Source organism: Nonomuraea sp. NPDC048882, assembly GCF_040649755.1.
In the GTDB taxonomy this organism is placed as follows: Bacteria; Actinomycetota; Actinomycetes; order Streptosporangiales; family Streptosporangiaceae; genus Nonomuraea; species Nonomuraea maheshkhaliensis.
This window is the reverse complement of the sequence record NZ_JBEZGB010000007.1, coordinates 1-17,411: the sequence shown is the minus strand read 5'-3', so window position 1 is coordinate 17,411 and position 17,411 is coordinate 1. Positions and strand designations below refer to the sequence as shown.

Sequence of the window (17,411 nt, the reverse complement as noted above, 5' to 3'; positions counted from 1 at the left end):
CTCTAAATCCTACCAGTGTTATATTTTTTTCGGTTTTTTCACGAGCCTCCGTTTCGGGTTATCGGTGGGCGGTGGGGCCGCCGCCAAAGCCGGCGGCCACTGGCTGGAACCTATCTTATGGGATGATCTCATACCAGAAGCTGTCGCCTGCTATCACCCGTTGGTCCGTGTACCACGCCCCCATGGTGCCGCCATGCGACAGGTTGTGGGCCGCCGAGATGGCCCTGATGGAGAAATTCCCGTTCGCGTTTGCGGCACCTTGCGTTGTTTTAGCCCAGGGGAACTCGTCGCAGTGGACATTTTTCCCCGTGGGTTTGGGAGCCGAGTCGTAGACCTGCTTCCAGTAGTACTTGCACCAGCTACCTTGGTAGTACTGGCCTTCCGCTTGGAATAAGCCGCTGGGGGGATTGTTCACCTTGTTCAGGCTGAACACTAACCTGTTCTCTTTTTCTTGTGCATTCGTCGCCTTGATGAAGGGCTCGGCCGCCTCCGTCTCGTCGGGGGCCAGCCAGTCTCCGCGCATCACCTTCGGCTTCTCGCTGCCGAGCGGCCCCTTGAGTGGAGGGCTCTCTGGGGTGTCGTAGCTTTCGCCGTTACGCAGCGGCGGGAACGTTCCCTTGTTCGTCGCCTGGTTCCGTGCCTCCTTGATGTGGGCGATGACCTCACCGAAATTCGGGTTGTCCCGGGATTCCTTTATGGTGAAGATGCGCTTGGCCAGTTCATGGATGCAGCCGCCTTTGTGGCCGGTGGGCTCGTCCGCGGCGGCCATGGCCCTCGCGGTCTCCTCCTCAGGCGTCGATTCGTCTAGGTTCAGCCAGTCGCAGCGCACGTGCGGGATGTAGGGCAGTTCCTGCGGGTCGTTGTCGGACGGGTCGCCGCCGCCGATCCACTTGCCCTTGACCTGGCCTGAGCTGTTGTCGTATGCGATCTGGTTCCAGAGCCTGAGGGGCTTAAGGGCCCATTCCTGGTGAATGTCCCGCAAGATGGGACGGAGCGTGCAGACGTCGACCCGGTCGTTGTCGGTGTCGCTCATGAGGTAACGGAAGTAGTCGTTGCCGTCTGCCTTCCATTCGGCGATGGTGTCGTCGCGGTCCACGTCGGTTCCGGCGGTGGGCGTGCAGGTGGAGCCGGCCGACCCGCTCGGCTCGACCTCGAGTTCCAGGATGCGCGCGTTCTCCTCGTTGGTGGCCGAGTTCCCGTCGTAGGCGGTGATCCCGCTGATGCGGGTCCACACCGAGACGTCCTGGGGCCGGTAACCACCGCCTCCGACCACCCCGGTGCCGTCGGCCGTTCCGAGGTAGGTGTTGATCACCCAGGTGGCGCGGAACTCGAGCGCGTCGGACTTCGCGCCGTTCTTGAGCGCCTTCCGCACAAAGGCGCCCCTGGAGGACACCCAGATCCAGTCCATCACGTAGTACCAGCTGCTCCAGCACATGCTGTACGGCCGGACCAGCAGGCTGGCGCTCGCTGGCTTGCCGTCACCAGGCTGCTGGCCGGTAGCGTTGTGGGCCGCGATGCACTCCTCGAGTGAGGCGTGGTTGTAGGTGAACCCGCCGCTCGACGCCTGTGCCGCGGCTCGCTTCGACGGCGCGCGCTGCTTCACTGTCCCGGCCTGGTCGCGGTCGTGCAGCGAGGGCACATCTCCGCGGCGGGTGGGCTGAGGAGTCAACTGCTTGGCGGTCTGCGCCGCAGCTTCCCCGGTCACTGGGGTGAGCGTGAGCTCGTCCATAAAGATCGTGGTGCCGACGCCGACGTTGATGATCGCGTACGCGGTCCCGGCGGGAGCAGTGATGATCCCCGACACCTGCTGCCACTGCCCGACTGTCGGCGTGCCGGTGAGATTGTCGACAGAAAGCAACTCCCAGTCGGCGTCATACCATTCCACTCCGTAGTCGAACCCGTACTCGAACGGATCGGGCTCCGAGAGGTAGAACCAGCCGGACAGCCGGTAGCCCCCGCCGCCGCTGGACAGCGCGACTTCCTCCATCGCGTAGCCCCACGTGTCCACCTCGGGCACGAACTTGGCGGACGCCACGCCCTGGTGGGCCCGAGTAGTCGAGCGCGACAGCACGTCCACGTCGTAGAAGGACGTCCACGGTTCGATGGTCGTTTCGAAGAACGGATTGGAGTTGACCGGTTGTGCGGGGGGCGGCTCTGCTGTGGTGAACGTCCAGGTCGACGGGCTCATGTCGTTGCCTGCCGCGTCACTGGCGCCGCTGACCTCCACGGTGTGGAGTACCCCGGCGGCGAGTGGTTGCGCTGGTGTGAAGGTGAGAGTGGTCGCCGGGCTGTCCATAACGGTCGTGCCCGCGACCGTGGCCCCCGCGGTGCCCTTGAGCGTGAGCACGGCCGAGTTCACCGGCTCGCTGAACGTTACGGTGACTGTCGTGCTGGCGGCCACATCGGTGGCCCCGGACGATGGCGTGGCACTTACCACGGCCGGTGGTGTCGTGTCAGCGGGGTCGGTCTCTGCCGCAGTGGTGAAAGCCCAGCTCACCGGCGTCATAACATTTCCCGCGCCGTCACTGGCGCCGGTCACCTCGACGTGATGAACCGTGTTCACAGCCAGCGGTTCATCTGGGGTGAACGTGGCGACTGTCCCGGCCACCGTGACGCCTCCGGCGATCGCGTTGCCGTCCGCGCCCTTGATGACGATCTGAGCGTCGGTCACCGTCTCGCTGAAAGTTGCGGAGATCGTCGTGTCCACCCGGGCGTCCGTCGCGTCGGCATTCGGGTTCTTGGCGATGACCACGGGCGGAGTCGGACCAGTTACCCGGTCAAGGTTGCGTGACGGGCCACTAGCGCTCGCCGGCGTGTCCTTATCGCCGGTGCCTCCGCGCAGAGCCCGACGCTGTTCAACGCGGCCAGCTACGCCATCCCGGGCGGCATCTTCTTCCGCATCTCGGCCCTCCGCCTCGGCCGCGCCGCGCGGGCGGGCGACACCTGAGCCGTCAGCAACCGGTGGCGGCGTGAATCGAAGACGCCGGGCGGCAAGGGTCACGGATTCGCCCGGTGATTGTCCGGAGAATGTCCGGTCGGTGACCTGGGCGAACGCCCTTCCACGGGTGAAGACTCAGCGATAACGCCCCCTCAGCGGCATAAGAAAAGCCGGAATGCCCGTGACGCTGCGGCACGGGTTCTCCCGCGGTTCGGAGCCGCTGATTCCTGTTACCGGGTCCGTGCACGTCGCGGGCCCGTGACAACAAGAAGGGAAGTCACATGGAAATGACGTCGCACAACGAATTCGACCGGCACGAAGGGCGGGGCCCCGTTCTCGTCGACATCGCGGACATCATCGTGTCGGAGGAGTCGGTCGCCGCTCTGCAGGACCGGCAGCTCTGGATGCGGCCGCAGCGGGACGTCGGTCACTGATCCGCAGGCCGGTGGGCGCGGGACTTCTCTGAGCACAGGACGGGTTCCCGCGTCCACCGGGCTGGTCAGGCGGCTTGACGGGACCATTCACCGCACGATTCCGGAGGTCTGAGATTTGCTGGACGAAGGCACCTGGCGGAAACTCTGCGAGCGGGACGGGCCGTATTTCGCCGAACGCGTGCACATTCCCGGCCTGATCCGCGAACCGGACGTTCTCGCGGAGCTCGTTCTCGGCGCTCTCCGGGCCGCCACCACCAGAGTGGACGGCGACGACACGGATCTGCCCGCCATGAGAGCGTTCCGTGACACCTGCCTCGACTATGACGCCTCGGAAAAACTGGTATCGGGGGCGTTTTCCGGGCGGTCCGCAGTACATTCCTGGCTTTCCGCCCGTACCGGAAAGGACGACATCTGCCTGGCGATCAACGGCCTGGACTCCTGGGACGCCGAGCTCGCTGAGCTTCTCTACACCGGCTTCGTCCTCCCGCTCGAATCGGCGGGCGTTCCGCTGACGAGAGGGGTGGACTGGTACTGCTTCGTGGCCAGTTGCGGCACCACCCCGTTCGGCGTGCACACCGACCCGGAGCCCTCCTTCATCTTCCACCTCGGCCCGGCGGCGAAGACAGCGTGGACCTGGCCAGGGCTGAGCCTGCCAGCACTCGGCCAGGGGCGCCCGCACACGCTGGACGCGGAGCCTCTTCTGCCGTCGGCGGACAGCGTCCGCCTCACGCCCGGTGACTTCCTGCTGATCCCCGCGGGGATGTACCACCTCTTCCGCAATGACGGCCCGTCGCTGTTCCTGGGGCTCACGGTGTATCCGGAAGATCCCGGGCAGACCGCCACGGACGCGCTGTTCCACCAGATGCGCCGCCGGAAGCCCCAGCACCCGGAACAGGCCGACGGGGATCCAGTCGCCGGCGCGATCGACGCCTTCAGGGACGCCCTCGGCGACGACGGCGTCGAGCGGGCCGTGCGGCGGCAGGCGATGCTCCGCCGGTCGTGCGGGTACGGCTCGCCGCCCCGGTTCCCCGGTAGAACCAGCGATCAAGGTCCACCCTATACAGTCACCCGCCTGCCGGTCGTGATCGCCGACCACAGCGTCTTCGCCCTGGGAAGAGAGCTCTCCGTCGATCTCGGTGAGCTGGCCCGCCTGCTGAAGCCCGGCGCCCTCGTCGGCGCCGACGAGCTGCGCGACGCGGCCACCACGCCAGAGCTGCTAGCCGCTGTGCGGGCCCTGGTCCGCGTGGGCGTCCTTCGGAGCGTTGGGACACAGTCATGACACTGTCGTGGGAGAACATCGTCGACGCGCTCGGCGGGGAGTCCGTCTGGCGCAAGTCGTTCGGGAACGAGCTTCTGGCCGGCCGGGTCCCGCAGGGATCGTGGCGCGCGTCGCTCGGATGGGGCGTCATCGACCACATCATGAGGACGACCACGATCGAACCGCTGATGATCCGCTTGTCGTCCGAACCCATGGCCTATCCCGGCACCTACATCAGCACGCGGATCGACGGCGGCGACATCGTGCACCGCAACTGGCGTTACGGCGCAATGGTCGAGTACCTCCGCTCCGGCGCGACCCTCGTCGCCAACAGGGCCGACCGCATCCACGTGGGCCCTGCTCGCCTGCGGGAGGAGTTCGAGTACTTCGCCGACGACCCGGCCTGGGTGAACTGCTACGCCTGCTGGACGACGCAGTCAGCGTTCGGCCGCCACGCGGACGGCCACGCCACGGTGATCTTCCAGGCGGAGGGCAGCAAGCGCTGGCGGATCTGGGAGGGCTCCGGCCCCGGCGCGCGGCTGATCGAGGAGGCGGACATGCACGCCGGCGACGTGTGGCACATCCCCCGGGGATGGGACCACGAGGCCACCGGCATCGGGCCGAGCCTGCACTGGACCTTCGGCCTGCACGCGTCCACCCCCGAGGACCTCGCGCGGACCGCGCTAGACGCCTGGTCCAACCGGCCCAGGACCGAGGGGACGCCCGATGACGGCGGCGAGCTCGACTCCCTCATGACCGCCCTGGCCTCGGACGTGCACCGGGCGCGGGAGGTGCGTTCCGCGCAGTCGCTCGAAAGGCGCGAGGGCCTGTCGCTGCCGTGGTCGGTGGAGAGCGTCCCGTACACCGGTACCCGGCTCAGGTGGGCGTCCCGGTTCCCGCCGCTGGTCGAGGCCGGGGACGGCCTGATGGCGATCGAGAGCCTCGGCGTGCGGCTCAGGATCGACGGCCGTCTCGCACCCTGGATGAACGAGTGGTCGGCGGGGCGAACCACGCTGCGCGATGACACGGCGGCCATCGCTCTGACCGACGCGGAGATCGACCAGGCGCTTGACTCGCTGGTCCGCGCCGGGCTCCTCCTGGTCGAGCAGGCCCGGTGAGCCTCGCCATGACGAGCGTGGACCAGTCCGGGGCCCCGTGGGTCCTCAACCCGGCGTTCCGGATCCAGGGCGGCGACCTCGTCAACGAGGCCGAGGGCACGCGGCTCACCCTGACCCCGCCCCTGCGAGAGCTGTGGGAGCTGGGGGAACGCCGTGACGGCGCGCCAGCGGTGCGGCTCACTGAGGAGGCGGAAAAGGCTCTACGCAGGATCCGCCTGATCGTGCCGCCGGACGCCTCGGCGGCGGCGACCGGCGGGCTCGCGCGGACGGCCGGGACCCCGCTGTCCCTGCCCGAGGGCACCAGGGCCGCCGCGGCCGTATGGGGACTGATCGGAGCGCCGGTGGACCTGGGAGGCCCTCCCGGCCCCCGGCCCAAGGACGCCGTCCCCGTGATCCGCCAGGCCCTCGCGGGCAGGTTCCGGCTCCTGGCCCAGCCGGGCACCTGGTCGTGGACGCTGCGGGCCCGGCCGGCCGAAGGACTGCCCGGCCTCGTGGATCACGGTGACCTCGCGGTCCATCCGCAGACCGACACGGGGGCGGCGGCACACGAGCGGCTGCGGGCCCTCGTCGGCACCGTCCTGGCGCAGGGCCACCGGCCTCTGGTGATCGGCGGGGACCACTCGATCGGCTACCCGGTGATCAGCGCGGTCGCGGGCAGGCATCCGGCGCTGCGCGTCGTCCACTTCGACGCGCACGCCGACCGCCGCCCGGCCGGGAACGCGGTCACCGCGGACTGCGGGAACTTCGTCAGCTGGGTGCTCTCCGAGCATCCCCACGTCGAATGGCTCACCATCGGCGTGCGCGGCGTCGACACGAACCTGGACCAGGCCACGGACGGGCGCGTCTCCTACCTGACGGCCGACGAGGCCCGCGCGCCGGAGGCGGCGGACACGATCGCGCGGTTCTGCGCCGGCGCGCCCGTGCACCTCACGGTGGACATCGACGTGCTGGACCCGGCGTACGCTCCCGATGTTGTCTATCCCGCCGGCGGCGGTCTCGACCCCGCGACTCTGACGGCCCTGGTACGGAGCGTCGCCGCAGCGGGCCGCTTGGTCGCGAGCGACCTGGTGGAGGCGTGCCCCTCCCCGTCCGGCCGCCACTTGACGGCCGCCCATCTGGCCGATCTCGTGGAGACCGTCCAGCTTGCGGAGGCGGGGCAGGTGGTGGGGCGGCGGCGGGGCTCGCTGGTGAACAATTTCGCCGGAGAAGACGCATGACCGACGCTCCCGCCGTACCCGGCTCGCCCCTGTCGTCGCCGCTCTACAGGGTCTACCTGGCGGGGCAGGCGGTCTCACAGCTGGGGGACGGGGTCGTCTCGGTCACCTTCGCGTTCGCCGCCCTGGCCGTCGCGCCCGACGGGCGGGGCATCCCGATGGTGCTGCTGGCCCTGTGGCTGGCGAGGTTCGTCTTCATCGCGTACGGAGGCAGCCTGCCGGACCGGGTCGGGCGGTTGCCGGTCATGTTCGGCGCGGACGCCGTCCGCCTGGCCGCCCAGGTGTTCCCGGCGATCACCTTCGCCCTCGGGAACCCGGAGCTCTGGCACCTCGTCGTGTCCGCGGCCGTCTATGGCGCGGCGACGGCCTTCTTCACGCCGGGCGCCGTCGGGCTGCTCCCCGAGCTGGTCCGCCCCGCCCAGCTGCAGAAGGCCAACTCCTGGCTCGACGTCGCCGGGGACACCGGACGGCTGGCCGGGCCCGCGCTCGCGTCGCTGCTGGTGGTGGTGGGAGGCGTGCCGCTGGCGCTCTTCTTCGACGCCGCCACCTTCGTCGTCTCCCTCGTCTCGCTCGCCTGGCTGAGGCGGCTGATCCGGGCCCGCCCGCCGGAGCGCGGACCCGCCGAGGACGATGACGGCGGCGCGGGGGAGCGCGTGCGGTTCCTCGACGCAGTGCGCGTCATGCCCCGCCTGCCGCTGGTCCTGGGCGCGATCCTCGTCTGGGTTCCGGTGCAGGTCGGGCTGGCCTCGGTAAGCGTGCTCGGACCGATCATCGTGCAGGACAGGTTCGGGAGCATCGAGCAGTGGGGCGTCATCGTGACGTTCCTGGCCGCGGGCGGGCTGTTGGGAGCGCTGGTGAGCGGGCACGTGCGCGTCGAGTGGCGCGGGGTGCTCACCGTCGCCCTGCTGGTCGTCTCGATGCCGGTGCAGCTCCTAACTCTCGCGTACGGCCGGCATCTGGTCGTGGTCGCGGGCGCCCTGTTCCTGGCGGCTCTGGCGGCGGGGGTCGCCGGGGTCGTCTTCGACACCCTCGTGCAGCTCACGGTCCCCAAGCCGATGTTGTCGCGGGTCGGATCGTTCGAGACGACCATGACCACGGCGATGGTGCCGCTGGGCTTCGTGATCGCGCTGCCGCTCGCGAACCTGGTGGGCCGGACGGCGTACCTGGCCGGGCTGGCGGCCGTCATCGTCGCCACGGCGGCGGCGGTGCTCGTCTGGGCGGTCCCGCGTTCGGGGCTGCGGGACCGCGCTCTTGAGGACGGCGCCGGTGACTCGGCGTGGCAGGGGGTGCCCTCGTCGACCTCCCCGGGATCCGGTCGCGAGGGCGGCCGAGAAGGCGAGGCGGAAGGCCATGTCCAAGGAGATCAGGAGGCGCGAGCGTGGCAGCTCATGACGGACGGACCGCCGAGGCCGTGACCCTCGTACAGGGGCGGCGGTTCGTGGTGGTCGACAACGCCCTGTCCCCGGACGCCCTGGCCGCCTGGCGGGAGGAGGAGCGGGCCGTGCAGTACCGGCCCACCTTCAGCTCGGTCGATCCGATGTTCGACGGAGTGGCGTTCTACGCCGACGCGTCGTACGCCTCCGCGAAAGCCGGCGAGGAGCACGCTGGAGAGGTGACGTCGGCCGTCAGGAGGGGCCTCGACGCGCTCGGCGTGACGGCGGCGGACAACGACCGGTTCAAGTTCTGGCGGTACGGCCGGGGGTCCGGGCTGGACTGGCACGACGACGGGAGCGGCCGGGGGGCGGCGTACACGCTCTACCTGTCGGGCGAGTGGCGGGCGACGTGGGGCGGCGAGCTGGAGCTGTTCGACTGCCCGGTCGGCGAGGTGCCGTGTGCCGAGTTCGACGTCCCCAAGGACCTGATGAACGCTCCCGTGCCGGCCACGTCCATCGCGCCCCGGCCGAACCGGCTCGTGGTGATGGTGGCCGGCACGTTCCACCGGGTGAGGAAGGTGGAGGCGGGCGCGGGCGACAACCTTCGGCGCTCCATCACCGGCTTCCTGACTCCCTGACGCGCCCCGCAAGGAATGGCGGCGGCGCGGCCGGTGTTGGGTCCTGGGCATGTCCGACGACAACGTAGAGTTGCGCCAGTACATCGAGCAGCAGAACCGCCGCTCTGAGCCGGGTGGACGCCGGTTCGCCTGGCGGCGCATAGACTGTTCTTGCCCCGCTATGCGGGCTGGTCGGCTTTACCGCCGGTTAGCGTCCACGGGAGTGGTGTACGGGTTAGAGCACGTGCCGAGCACGGCGATCCACCCCTATCGATGGTGTACCGCTCGAATATTGAGTTACGTGGTCTGAGCTGCGGTTATGCGGCGTGGTGGTATTCGTTGATCGTGCCGGTGACGACGGGTTTTCGGTGTATAGATCGCAAGTTGTTGAGTTCGGTCACGTCGCGGGCGGGCTGCGTTGCGATGTCCGGGGGACGTTGTTGCCTGGACTGGTGCGGCCGGTGGCCGTTGTAGTGGATCAGATACTCGCGGAGCACGCAGATCAGGTGGCGTTCGCTGAGGATCAGGATCCGGTCCAGGAGTTCACGGCGCAGGGTGCCGATGACGCGCTCGCAGGTGGCGTTCATCCTCGGCGTCCGCGGCAGGGTGGTGATGTCCTGTAGCCCTTCAGCCGTGAAGACCTCCCGGAAGGCGAAGGTGAAGAGCGGATCCCGATTGTGGATCACGAACCGCAGCCCGGTGATGCGATCACCCAGACCCATCACCAGGTTGCGAGCCTGCTGGGCCGTCCATGCTCCGGTCGGGTGCGCGCTCACTCCGGCCAGGTGCAGTCTCCGGGTGCCGTGCTCGATGAAGACCAGCACATACAGCCGCTTGAGGAGCAGCGTCTCGACTACGAGGAAGTCGCACGCGATGATCGCGTGGGCTTGTGCGGTCAGGAACTGCCGCCAGGTCGGTCCGGCCCGGCGGGGCGCGGGATCGATACCGGCGGCGTGCAGGATCTCCCACACGGTGGAGGCCGCGATGTTGTAACCCAGCCGGGCCAATTCGCCTTGGATTCTTCGATGTCCCCAGGTCGGGTTCCCTCGTGCCATCCGAATGATGAGTGCCTTGACCGGCTGGTGGGTGCAGGGCCGTCCCGGGCGCCGCCTGTCGGTGAAGGTCCACTTCCGCGCCGCGCTACAGGATTGCGGCGCCAACGCAGGATCGTGGCCGGGGTGACCGGGAACACCTCCGCCCACCGACGGCGGTGGATCAGTCGCGACAACGCTGCCAGCCAGAGCTGGTCGGCGCCACCCCACCGAGGCCGGCTGCCGAGCTGACAGCGGAGGACCTGGTTCTCGTGACGGAGTACCAGCACCTCAACATCTTTGGACAGATCGGAGCGGACCAGCACCGTCAGCAGGCCGAACAAGCCCCTCATCAACCGGTAGACAAGCGACATCAACACCTAGATCGCTGATGTGAAATTGGTTAGTGGTCGTAGGCGGTCAGGGACCGTTTCACCGGTGCGTCGGTGTTCCAGTTGTGTCAGATTGCGGCGTTGAGAGCGAGGACGCGTTGGCTGATGCGTGCCCAGAGGCCGTCCGGGTGGCGGGCGTTGTGGCGTTCGAGGCCGAGCTGGTTCTTCAGTGTCCAGATGATCGCCTCGATGCGCTGGCGCAGCCAGCCGGGAAATGGCAGGGTGCGTGCAGGTTCGTCTTCGCGGGCCGGCCGGATCAGGAGATGGCCCAGATCGGCGGCGGCCTTCTCGATGCCGGCTCCGGCGAATCCCTTGTCGCACACGATCGGGCATGGCCCGCCGGCTATCTGGTGGACGTGCAGCAGGTGCAGGGCCTGCTTGCGTTCGTCGAGCTCTTTGGGGTGGGCCAGGCTGAAGCCGGTCACCGCGCCGTCAGCGGTAGTGATCAGCATCAGCTTGGTACCCCAGTAGAAGGCGTGGTGGGACTTGTCCATGCCGTATCCGGCGATCTCACCCAGGTGCGATCTGTTGACCGTCACCCGCGAGGCGCCGCAGCGGATCGGGGTGCCGTCCATAAGGCGTAAAGGCTCGTGCCAGGTCGGGACCTGGCGTGCCAGCCACAACGCCGCCGCCGACATGGCCGGCCCCAGCGCACGCAGTTGCCGGTTGTACTGCGACTGGGACGGCAGTTTGGGGAACAGATGCCCGATCCGGCTGGCCGCCATCCGCATCCAGCGGCGTTCGTCGTCACACCGCAGCAGTACTTGCGCCACTGCCACGACCACCGCCTCGGCCGGGGTCAGCACCGGCGGCCGGCCCCGCCCGCGAGGCCGGCCCTGCGAAGGCATCACGTGATCGTCCAGATGCACGTAAAGTGCGGTCAGAAGGGCGTCCAAGTCAGTCTTCACACACCGACCATGGACGCCCTTCGTCAGGCCTGCAGCCGATCACTAATTTTCACATCAGCGATCTAGCGATGGTCGCAGTCGCTGGTCTGATCATGTAGCAAACCCCAGTTCAGGGCACGGAACCGTATTTCCGAGCGGGACAGCACCCGCCTCCCTCTCCTGCTCGGCGGAACTCGTGCATGCCACTACGTAGCCCAAGCGAGGGCATGACCTGGCCGGATGTGATTTCGGCAGCCGCAGTGTTCGGATGCAAGGACGTGGGCCCGGAGGCAGTCGCGGCCCTGGTCGACCTTCCTGTCGGACGCGCCGATGAGCTGCTAGAAAGCCTGGTCGAGGGCCAACTGGTGGAGGCGCTCGGCACCGGTCGCTACCGCATGCATGAGCTGCTTCGTCAGTACGCCCGTGAGTGCGCCGAGACGTTCAGCACCGTGCCCGTCCCGGCCGCCGCGCCGTGACCCGCGGCCTGCACTGCTGTCTGTAACTGGATGTGCCGCGACATTGTTGCCGAAGCGTGGTAATGGGTATTTTCGCGCTCGGTTTCTCGGCTAGACGGCCTGCAATGAGTGGGCATGGGTGTGGGGCCGTGGCGTACCGGCCGGTGAGAACTGCCTTGCGACAGGTTCAGGACAGGTCGCCGACAGCGCTCCTCCCTATCGTGATGGCTATCGCGAAGGGAAAGGGGGCATCATGCCCAGCTTGAGAATGTCGGCCGCCGCCGCCGTTATCGCGGTCGCCGCGATCGGAACGGGGACTGCCGCCGCCGAGGCAGCTCAGTCGCAGGTTTCCCAGGTACGTACGGTCTCGGCCGATCCCGTGGCGCCGGCTTGGTGGAAAGCCATGGGTCCCTACGGCTATGACACGTGCATAACCACACGGTCGAATTTCGCCCGCCATTACAGGGTGAGCGAATGCTACATGTACAACGGCCTCTGGTGGTTCGACTACTGGGTCGCTTGAGCCGCCAGGGACGTATGCCGAGCCGATAACACCGATGCTCCGATCACCGTCCATGACGGTGGGTGATGCCGAGGGCAGTTCCGGCATCGGTTCCAGGACATGACGGAGTCGGCTTTGAAGGCAGTTGCATCGGAAAAGCCTGCGACATTTCGCGTTGTGTTGGCGGCCACGGAATTCAGGGCGTTGTGGTCGGCTGAATTGTTCTCCCAGTTAGGAGACCAGTTCGCCAGGGTGGCGATCGCGGTTCTGGTTTTTCAGCGAACCTCATCGGCCGCCTTGACGGGGCTGACGTACGCGCTGACGTATCTGCCGTCCATGGTGGGCGGACTCACGTTGAGCTGGATCGGCGACAGGTACCCGCGCCGCGACGTGATCTTCGCGGTCGATCTGTTGCGTGCGGCGCTGGTCGCGCTGATGGCGCTACCGGGTATGCCCCTGCCGGTTCTAGGCGTCTTGCTGGCTGTGATGACCGCACTGAGCGGTCCGTTTAAGGCTGCCTAGCTGGCTCTGCTGGCCGACGTCCTGACCGGCGACGTGGTCGGTCTGTCCATTCGGCAGATCACCATCCAGTCCGCCCAGATCGCTGGCTTTCTCGGTGGGGGACTACTGGCCCAAAGCCTCAGCCCCACCATGTTGAGGACGTACGGTCCTAGCCTCCCCCTTTCGTGATCTTGCGCCTCGTCCCGCGATGCGCAGGCGCAGTCGGCGGCCACCGTGCACCAGCCGTCCGGCCACCGCAAACAGTCGCAGGCGCAGGCGTTTGGGCTCGTAGCTGCGGGCGGCGGTGCCGGGCAGGGCGAGAAGTTGCATCCTGGCCAGCAGTTCGCAGGCCAGGGCGACGAGCTCGCACCAGATCTAGTTGCGGGCGAAGTGGTGCAGCGGCAGGACGATGTCGGCCAGGCAGTCTCCGCCGAGGGCGGCGACGACTAGGCCGACGATGATCTTGCCGGGGTTGTGCCCAGCGCGGGCTGATCACCAGGGCTTCAGTTGCACCGACAGTGCCCGGTCCAGTCCGGTGACGAGCAGGGTCTTGAGCAGCAGACTCCCGGCGTGGGAGAGCAGTCCGGTGCCGTCGGCAGAGGCGGTGATCGTGCGGTGAGAGGCGATAGGCTTCGCGTGGAACGTGCATCTCGATCTGGCGCGGCCAGGACCTTAGTGGGCGTTTGATCTTGTCTAATTCCGGGTTCAGGTGTCGCGCCATGTGGGGGTGTTCTCGCCGGTGAGGCGGCGGGCGATGAGGTCGATCATGGCGATGTGGATCATGGCTTCAGAGCGGGTGGGCAGGGCTTCGTAGTCGCGGGTCAGGCGGCGGTGCAGCATGAGCCAGCCGAGAGTGCGTTCGGCGACCCAGCGGCGCGGGAGTGGGGTGAATCCCTTGGTGGCGGGGTCTTTGCGGACGACTCCGACGTCGATGCCGAGGGCGGCGGCGCCGTCGATGACGGTGGTGCGGTAGGCGCTGTCGGCCCAGGCCTTGGTGATCGCCGGCTGGGTGGCGGCGATCTGGGTCAGGAGGGGCAGGCCGGCGGCGCTGTCGGAGATGCCGGCGGCGGTGACCAGCACGGCGAGCAGGAGTCCGAGGGTGTCGACGACGATGCTGCGTTTGCGGCCGGCGATCTTCTTGCCGGCGTCGTAGCCCTGGCTGGTGGCGGGGACGTTGGGTGAGGTTTTGACGCTCTGGGCGTCGATGACGCATGCGGTGGGCTCGGGGTCACGCCCTGCCGCGGTGCGGACGTGTCGGCGGAGCAGGCCGGTGAGCTGGTCGAAGATGCCGTCTTTCTGCCAGAGAGCGAAGTAGGCATAGGCGGTCTGCCAGGGCGGGTACTCGTGTGGCAGGTAGCGCCAGGGGATGCCGGTGCGGTTGTAGAGGATGGCGTTGCAGATGGTGCGCAGGTCGTGTTCGGGTGGGCGGCCGATGTCCAGGGCGCCTGAGCGGCGTTCGGCGCGCCAGGCGGTCAGCACGGGCTCGATGAGCGCCCATCGGGCGTCGGACAGGTCGCTGGGATACGGTCGCGGTTCGGTCATGCCTTTGGCGTACTGCCGGACGAAGTGGCTGGCCAGACGGCCGTCCGGCCGTCGATCAAACCAGGGCGAGGTATCGCATCTTGGGATGAGACAGGATCTTTCGGGGCCAGACGGGCGGCCCGCGCTCCCTCGAATTACCTATCCGACACCGAAGTGGGTCGAAGCGCACATCGATATGGCGATCAACGCGCGGAGAAAAACGGTCCTTATGTCACTTTTCATGACAAAACGCCCACGTAGATAAGTCCCATCCCCAGTTCGGAAGCGATCTCCTTATGTAGATGATCAACTCGCGCGAAATTTGCCGCGAAAGCCCGAGGCTAGAGGAAGCACAGGACGCAGAAGGCGACCCCATCGCCGAAGGCGCCACCTACCTATTCCTCGACGCGTCCAGCGATCTTGCCACCACGATCTATCAACAGATTTGACATGCATAAACGCTTCGCCACCACCCAGGACGCTCGACGGGTGCGGCTCCCTCAAAGAGAGCCGCACCTTTGACGATTCAGACGAACCCGGATAGGTCGGCAACAACGAACGACCGTGCTCGACTGGGCCCACAAGGTGGCCGCTCACTCGAGCGCCACGCATCCACTTGCCGCTACCAAACAGGTGACGATATCACCTGGTATCTCCAACGACGGGTCCCCTTCGGGGCCACGGCCTAGCGGCCCGGCCTCGAAAGGGACCGGCCCCGAGTACAGCTGGCTCACCTGCGCTTGTAGAGACAACAGTGGTGTTGACCTGTTCGAATTGCACCGATGCGCCGTTGAATACCATGGCCGCTTAGACTAGCGGCGGATATCTGCCTTACGGTGCGTAACTCCAGAAGTACCAGCCAGCTGGCCGGCCGGGCCCAGCGTAGTCCTCCCAGTAGCAGCTGGAAGAGGTGTCATACAACACATCGAAGGCACGCCGAATCGACTCGCACACGTTAATGTCCGCGTATGGGCCGTAGTACCCCAGCCGTACGGCTGCGACGGACTCTGACGTCGAGGTCGACGCCGTCTCGCTGGCCTGCGCCGATGCCCCGATTGGGATTATTGCCACTGTCGCACCGGCTGCGACAGCGGTGATGAATTTTGCGATGCGGGTCGTGTTCATTCATTGCCCTTCTTACGTGGTTCAACTACTGGACGACGATGCTAGAGGCCTGTACTTTCCTATCCCTTTCGTAGGCTTGTCGTGAGGTGGAGCACTCTCGCTCGACACCATGAGCTGCTCGCTTGATTCCGGTTCCTTCGAGCCATCAGGCTCGCGACCCCAGTGCGGGACCGGATAAGCAGAGGCACTCCCAGGTCGCCTTCCAACTTGGCGATGCGCTTGGACACGGCCCACTGGGACATGTCCAAGCGCGGCGGCCTTGGTGAAATGTTCGTGGTCTACCACGGCAAGGAACGCCCAGATGGCACCGAGGTCCAGCTCCATGAACAAACTCATGGGTGTTTCTGCGTTGTGTCGGTTGCTGGATCTCCTCGGTCAGAGTGCACCCGATCGAGTCGGACAAGATTGCCTGGAGCCGTCTGCCTCACTAACACCGCGCCGGCCGAGGTGACCACCACCATCTGCCGCACTGTGGTGGATTCACTGACCAACGTCACAGCGCCGCTCTCAGTGATCGGCATGGCCATTCGGATCCTCATCGCCGACGACAGGAAGGCATCAGCATGGTCGTTCCGGATCATTCTTGACGCGCAGCCGGACATGACCGTCGTCGGTGAGACCGCCGATAGGCCCGCCGCCTGCGACCTGACGTAGTGCTCGCCGACCATCGTCAAGGGTCATATCGCCAATGAGTGAGGAAACCCCCAGCCGGTTGGACGGATACCCGGGACAGGGAGCCGTCCGCCGAAAGAATCGCCACAGTTGCCGCCGCTGAGAAGGTTCCAGCAAGGGGAGGCTCACTATAGGCTTCAGATCACTGCCAGATTCGCCAACAGAGTCCTCCAAGGACGCGACCGCCCGGTCTGTCGCCGCGGTCCTACGGGGCCCCATCGCCGTTCCGCCGTGCTACCGCGATTCCCGTAGGCCTGCTCGCCCGTACCCATGCCACGGACATGCCGATCACCATGGCTGTTCCGATCGCTCCAGAGGCCGCGATCACCGTAGATGACATCGCGTTCTGGGCGGCGAGCCCGAATATCAGAATGGCGATGCCCTGGGTGACACGCATGGTCGTCGTGAGCAGTCCCACGGCCTGCCCGCGCATGTCGTCCGGGACGGTCTGGGTGAACTCGGCGGCGAGCGGGATCCAGAAGTACAGGGCTATTCCGGAGATCGCGATCAGCACAGCCGCGACCGCCACCCCGGGCACGGCGACGAACAGCATCAGCGGTAGGCAATTGACGGCTGACAGGACCACGACGTGTGGTGTGCGCTGTTCGGGGATCAGCTGGGGCAGGAGCCAGAGTCCGATGACGATACCCGCGGGGGTGGCGGCCATCAGCAGGCCGGCGGCGGCCGTCCCGTGGTCGATCTGCACCGCGTACGGCGCCGCGAGCGTCGCGCTCACGAGGCAGGTGGCGATGGGGAGCGTGAAAAGCATGATCACCCGCAGCCTGGGGTGTGCGGTGATGTAGCGGGTCGCGGTGCGGAAGGAACCGAGCCAGGACGGTGACGAATCGGTGCCGGCGGTCGCCGGCCGGACACGCACACCGAACAGGATCGCCAGAGCGGACAGGACGAAGGTGGCGGCGTTGAACACTAGGACCACAGACAGCCCGGTGAGCGCGACGATCACGCCTCCGAAGGCGTAGCCGACGGTGTAGGAGACATGGTTGACCAGATCTGCTGGAGGCATGGATGCGATCGCACCCTGGCGTCGAGATCGTCTGCCGGGACGGGTCAGGTGCCTACGGGGAGGCGATTCGACGTGCTCTGCCGGATGCGACCCAGGTCGCGGACAGGTGGCAGTGCGCCATGAGGCGCCTGGTCGTATCCCCGGCTCAGCCGGGAGGAATTGGAAGGAGGTTCCTGGGTCCGATGACTTACCTGGATCCGAAAGGTGAAGGGGACAGCAGCATGTCATTGAAGCGGCGGCCGTGCTCAGGCGTGGGAGGCGGCGCGTCGTGGGACCCGCGTGATATGGCGAAAGCTGGATTGCCTGAATCCCAATCTCCAGTTGATGGAAGGTCGCATCCGTCGGAAAG

Annotated in this window: 17 protein-coding genes and 2 pseudogenes; 12 read left to right on the top strand and 7 right to left on the bottom strand. The window is 67.0% G+C overall.

Translation table 11 applies throughout. The features are described 5' to 3' along the window. Positions 1–115: 115 nt before the first annotated feature. On the bottom strand, positions 116–2,752 hold the full coding sequence (locus AB0C27_RS24840; RefSeq protein WP_357847914.1) for an Ig-like domain-containing protein: 2,637 nt from the start codon (positions 2,750–2,752) through the stop codon (positions 116–118). Between the two features lie 467 nt (positions 2,753–3,219). Here AB0C27_RS24840 and AB0C27_RS24835 point away from each other — a divergent pair, with 467 nt between their 5' ends. From AB0C27_RS24835 to AB0C27_RS24810, 6 genes are all read left to right on the top strand, one after another. After that, positions 3,220–3,372: a hypothetical protein gene (locus tag AB0C27_RS24835; RefSeq protein WP_176993608.1), complete on the top strand. Its 153-nt coding sequence runs from the start codon at positions 3,220–3,222 to the stop codon at positions 3,370–3,372. Between the two features lie 115 nt (positions 3,373–3,487). Continuing rightward, positions 3,488–4,651 carry a hypothetical protein gene (locus AB0C27_RS24830; protein WP_357847912.1) on the top strand — a complete coding sequence of 388 codons (1,164 nt, stop codon included), beginning with the start codon at positions 3,488–3,490 and terminating at the stop codon, positions 4,649–4,651. Further along, on the top strand, positions 4,648–5,748 hold the full coding sequence (locus AB0C27_RS24825; RefSeq protein ID WP_347701904.1) for a cupin domain-containing protein: 1,101 nt from the start codon (positions 4,648–4,650) through the stop codon (positions 5,746–5,748). Before AB0C27_RS24830 ends, AB0C27_RS24825 begins: the two co-directional genes overlap by 4 nt. Beyond that, the gene (locus AB0C27_RS24820) at positions 5,745–6,965 is read left to right on the top strand and encodes an arginase family protein (protein WP_357847910.1); all 1,221 of its coding nucleotides are present in this window, start codon (positions 5,745–5,747) and stop codon (positions 6,963–6,965) included. Before AB0C27_RS24825 ends, AB0C27_RS24820 begins: the two co-directional genes overlap by 4 nt. Further along, complete coding sequence (locus AB0C27_RS24815; RefSeq protein WP_357847908.1) at positions 6,962–8,377, top strand: MFS transporter; 1,416 nt, start codon at positions 6,962–6,964, stop codon at positions 8,375–8,377. The genes AB0C27_RS24820 and AB0C27_RS24815 overlap by 4 nt, the downstream gene beginning before the upstream one ends. Beyond that, positions 8,341–8,973, top strand: coding sequence for a 2OG-Fe(II) oxygenase (locus AB0C27_RS24810; RefSeq protein ID WP_357847906.1), 633 nt, complete (start codon positions 8,341–8,343; stop codon positions 8,971–8,973). The genes AB0C27_RS24815 and AB0C27_RS24810 overlap by 37 nt, the downstream gene beginning before the upstream one ends. Before the next feature lie 296 nt (positions 8,974–9,269). Here the strand turns inward: AB0C27_RS24810 and AB0C27_RS24805 are convergent, their stop codons facing one another. Together AB0C27_RS24805 and AB0C27_RS24800 are read right to left on the bottom strand one after the other, a co-directional pair. Continuing rightward, positions 9,270–10,154: an integrase core domain-containing protein gene (locus tag AB0C27_RS24805; protein ID WP_357847904.1), complete on the bottom strand. Its 885-nt coding sequence runs from the start codon at positions 10,152–10,154 to the stop codon at positions 9,270–9,272. A 289-nt stretch (positions 10,155–10,443) separates the two neighbouring features. Beyond that, complete coding sequence (locus AB0C27_RS24800) at positions 10,444–11,283, bottom strand: transposase (protein WP_357847902.1); 840 nt, start codon at positions 11,281–11,283, stop codon at positions 10,444–10,446. 206 nt (positions 11,284–11,489) lie between these two features. Between AB0C27_RS24800 and AB0C27_RS24795 the strand changes: the two genes are divergently transcribed. The 3 genes from AB0C27_RS24795 (at position 11,490) to AB0C27_RS24785 (ending at position 12,741) form a co-directional block, all read left to right on the top strand. Next, entirely contained in the window at positions 11,490–11,738 is a 249-nt protein-coding gene (locus AB0C27_RS24795) for a hypothetical protein (protein WP_357847900.1), read from the top strand. A gap of 232 nt (positions 11,739–11,970) precedes the next feature. Then, the gene (locus AB0C27_RS24790; RefSeq protein WP_357847897.1) at positions 11,971–12,240 is read left to right on the top strand and encodes a hypothetical protein; all 270 of its coding nucleotides are present in this window, start codon (positions 11,971–11,973) and stop codon (positions 12,238–12,240) included. 99 nt (positions 12,241–12,339) lie between these two features. Beyond that, entirely contained in the window at positions 12,340–12,741 is a 402-nt protein-coding gene (locus AB0C27_RS24785; protein WP_357847895.1) for an MFS transporter, read from the top strand. 102 nt (positions 12,742–12,843) lie between these two features. Here AB0C27_RS24785 and AB0C27_RS24780 read toward each other — a convergent pair. Together AB0C27_RS24780 and AB0C27_RS24775 are read right to left on the bottom strand one after the other, a co-directional pair. After that, positions 12,844–13,125 (bottom strand): annotated as a pseudogene (locus tag AB0C27_RS24780) (transposase); the annotation flags it as partial. 300 nt (positions 13,126–13,425) lie between these two features. After that, a complete protein-coding gene (locus AB0C27_RS24775) occupies positions 13,426–14,262 on the bottom strand; it encodes an IS5 family transposase (RefSeq protein ID WP_357847893.1) in 837 nt (278 codons plus the stop codon). Between the two features lie 281 nt (positions 14,263–14,543). Between AB0C27_RS24775 and AB0C27_RS24770 the strand changes: the two genes are divergently transcribed. Continuing rightward, positions 14,544–14,690 (top strand): hypothetical protein, encoded by a 147-nt coding sequence (locus tag AB0C27_RS24770; protein ID WP_357847891.1) that lies wholly within the window; start codon positions 14,544–14,546, stop codon positions 14,688–14,690. Positions 14,691–15,425: 735 nt separating this feature from the next. On the opposite strand, the gene AB0C27_RS24765 is transcribed toward AB0C27_RS24770, so the two are convergent. Further along, a complete protein-coding gene (locus AB0C27_RS24765) occupies positions 15,426–15,608 on the bottom strand; it encodes a LysR family transcriptional regulator (protein WP_357848878.1) in 183 nt (60 codons plus the stop codon). Between the two features lie 205 nt (positions 15,609–15,813). Here AB0C27_RS24765 and AB0C27_RS24760 point away from each other — a divergent pair, with 205 nt between their 5' ends. Continuing rightward, positions 15,814–16,020, top strand: coding sequence for a hypothetical protein (locus AB0C27_RS24760; protein ID WP_357847889.1), 207 nt, complete (start codon positions 15,814–15,816; stop codon positions 16,018–16,020). 223 nt (positions 16,021–16,243) lie between these two features. Here the strand turns inward: AB0C27_RS24760 and AB0C27_RS24755 are convergent, their stop codons facing one another. Then, the gene (locus tag AB0C27_RS24755; RefSeq protein WP_357847887.1) at positions 16,244–17,062 is read right to left on the bottom strand and encodes an MFS transporter; all 819 of its coding nucleotides are present in this window, start codon (positions 17,060–17,062) and stop codon (positions 16,244–16,246) included. Between AB0C27_RS24755 and AB0C27_RS24750 the strand changes: the two are divergent. After that, positions 17,053–17,172 (top strand): annotated as a pseudogene (locus tag AB0C27_RS24750) (transposase); the annotation flags it as partial. The gene AB0C27_RS24755 and the pseudogene AB0C27_RS24750 overlap by 10 nt on opposite strands. Positions 17,173–17,411: the final 239 nt, after the last annotated feature.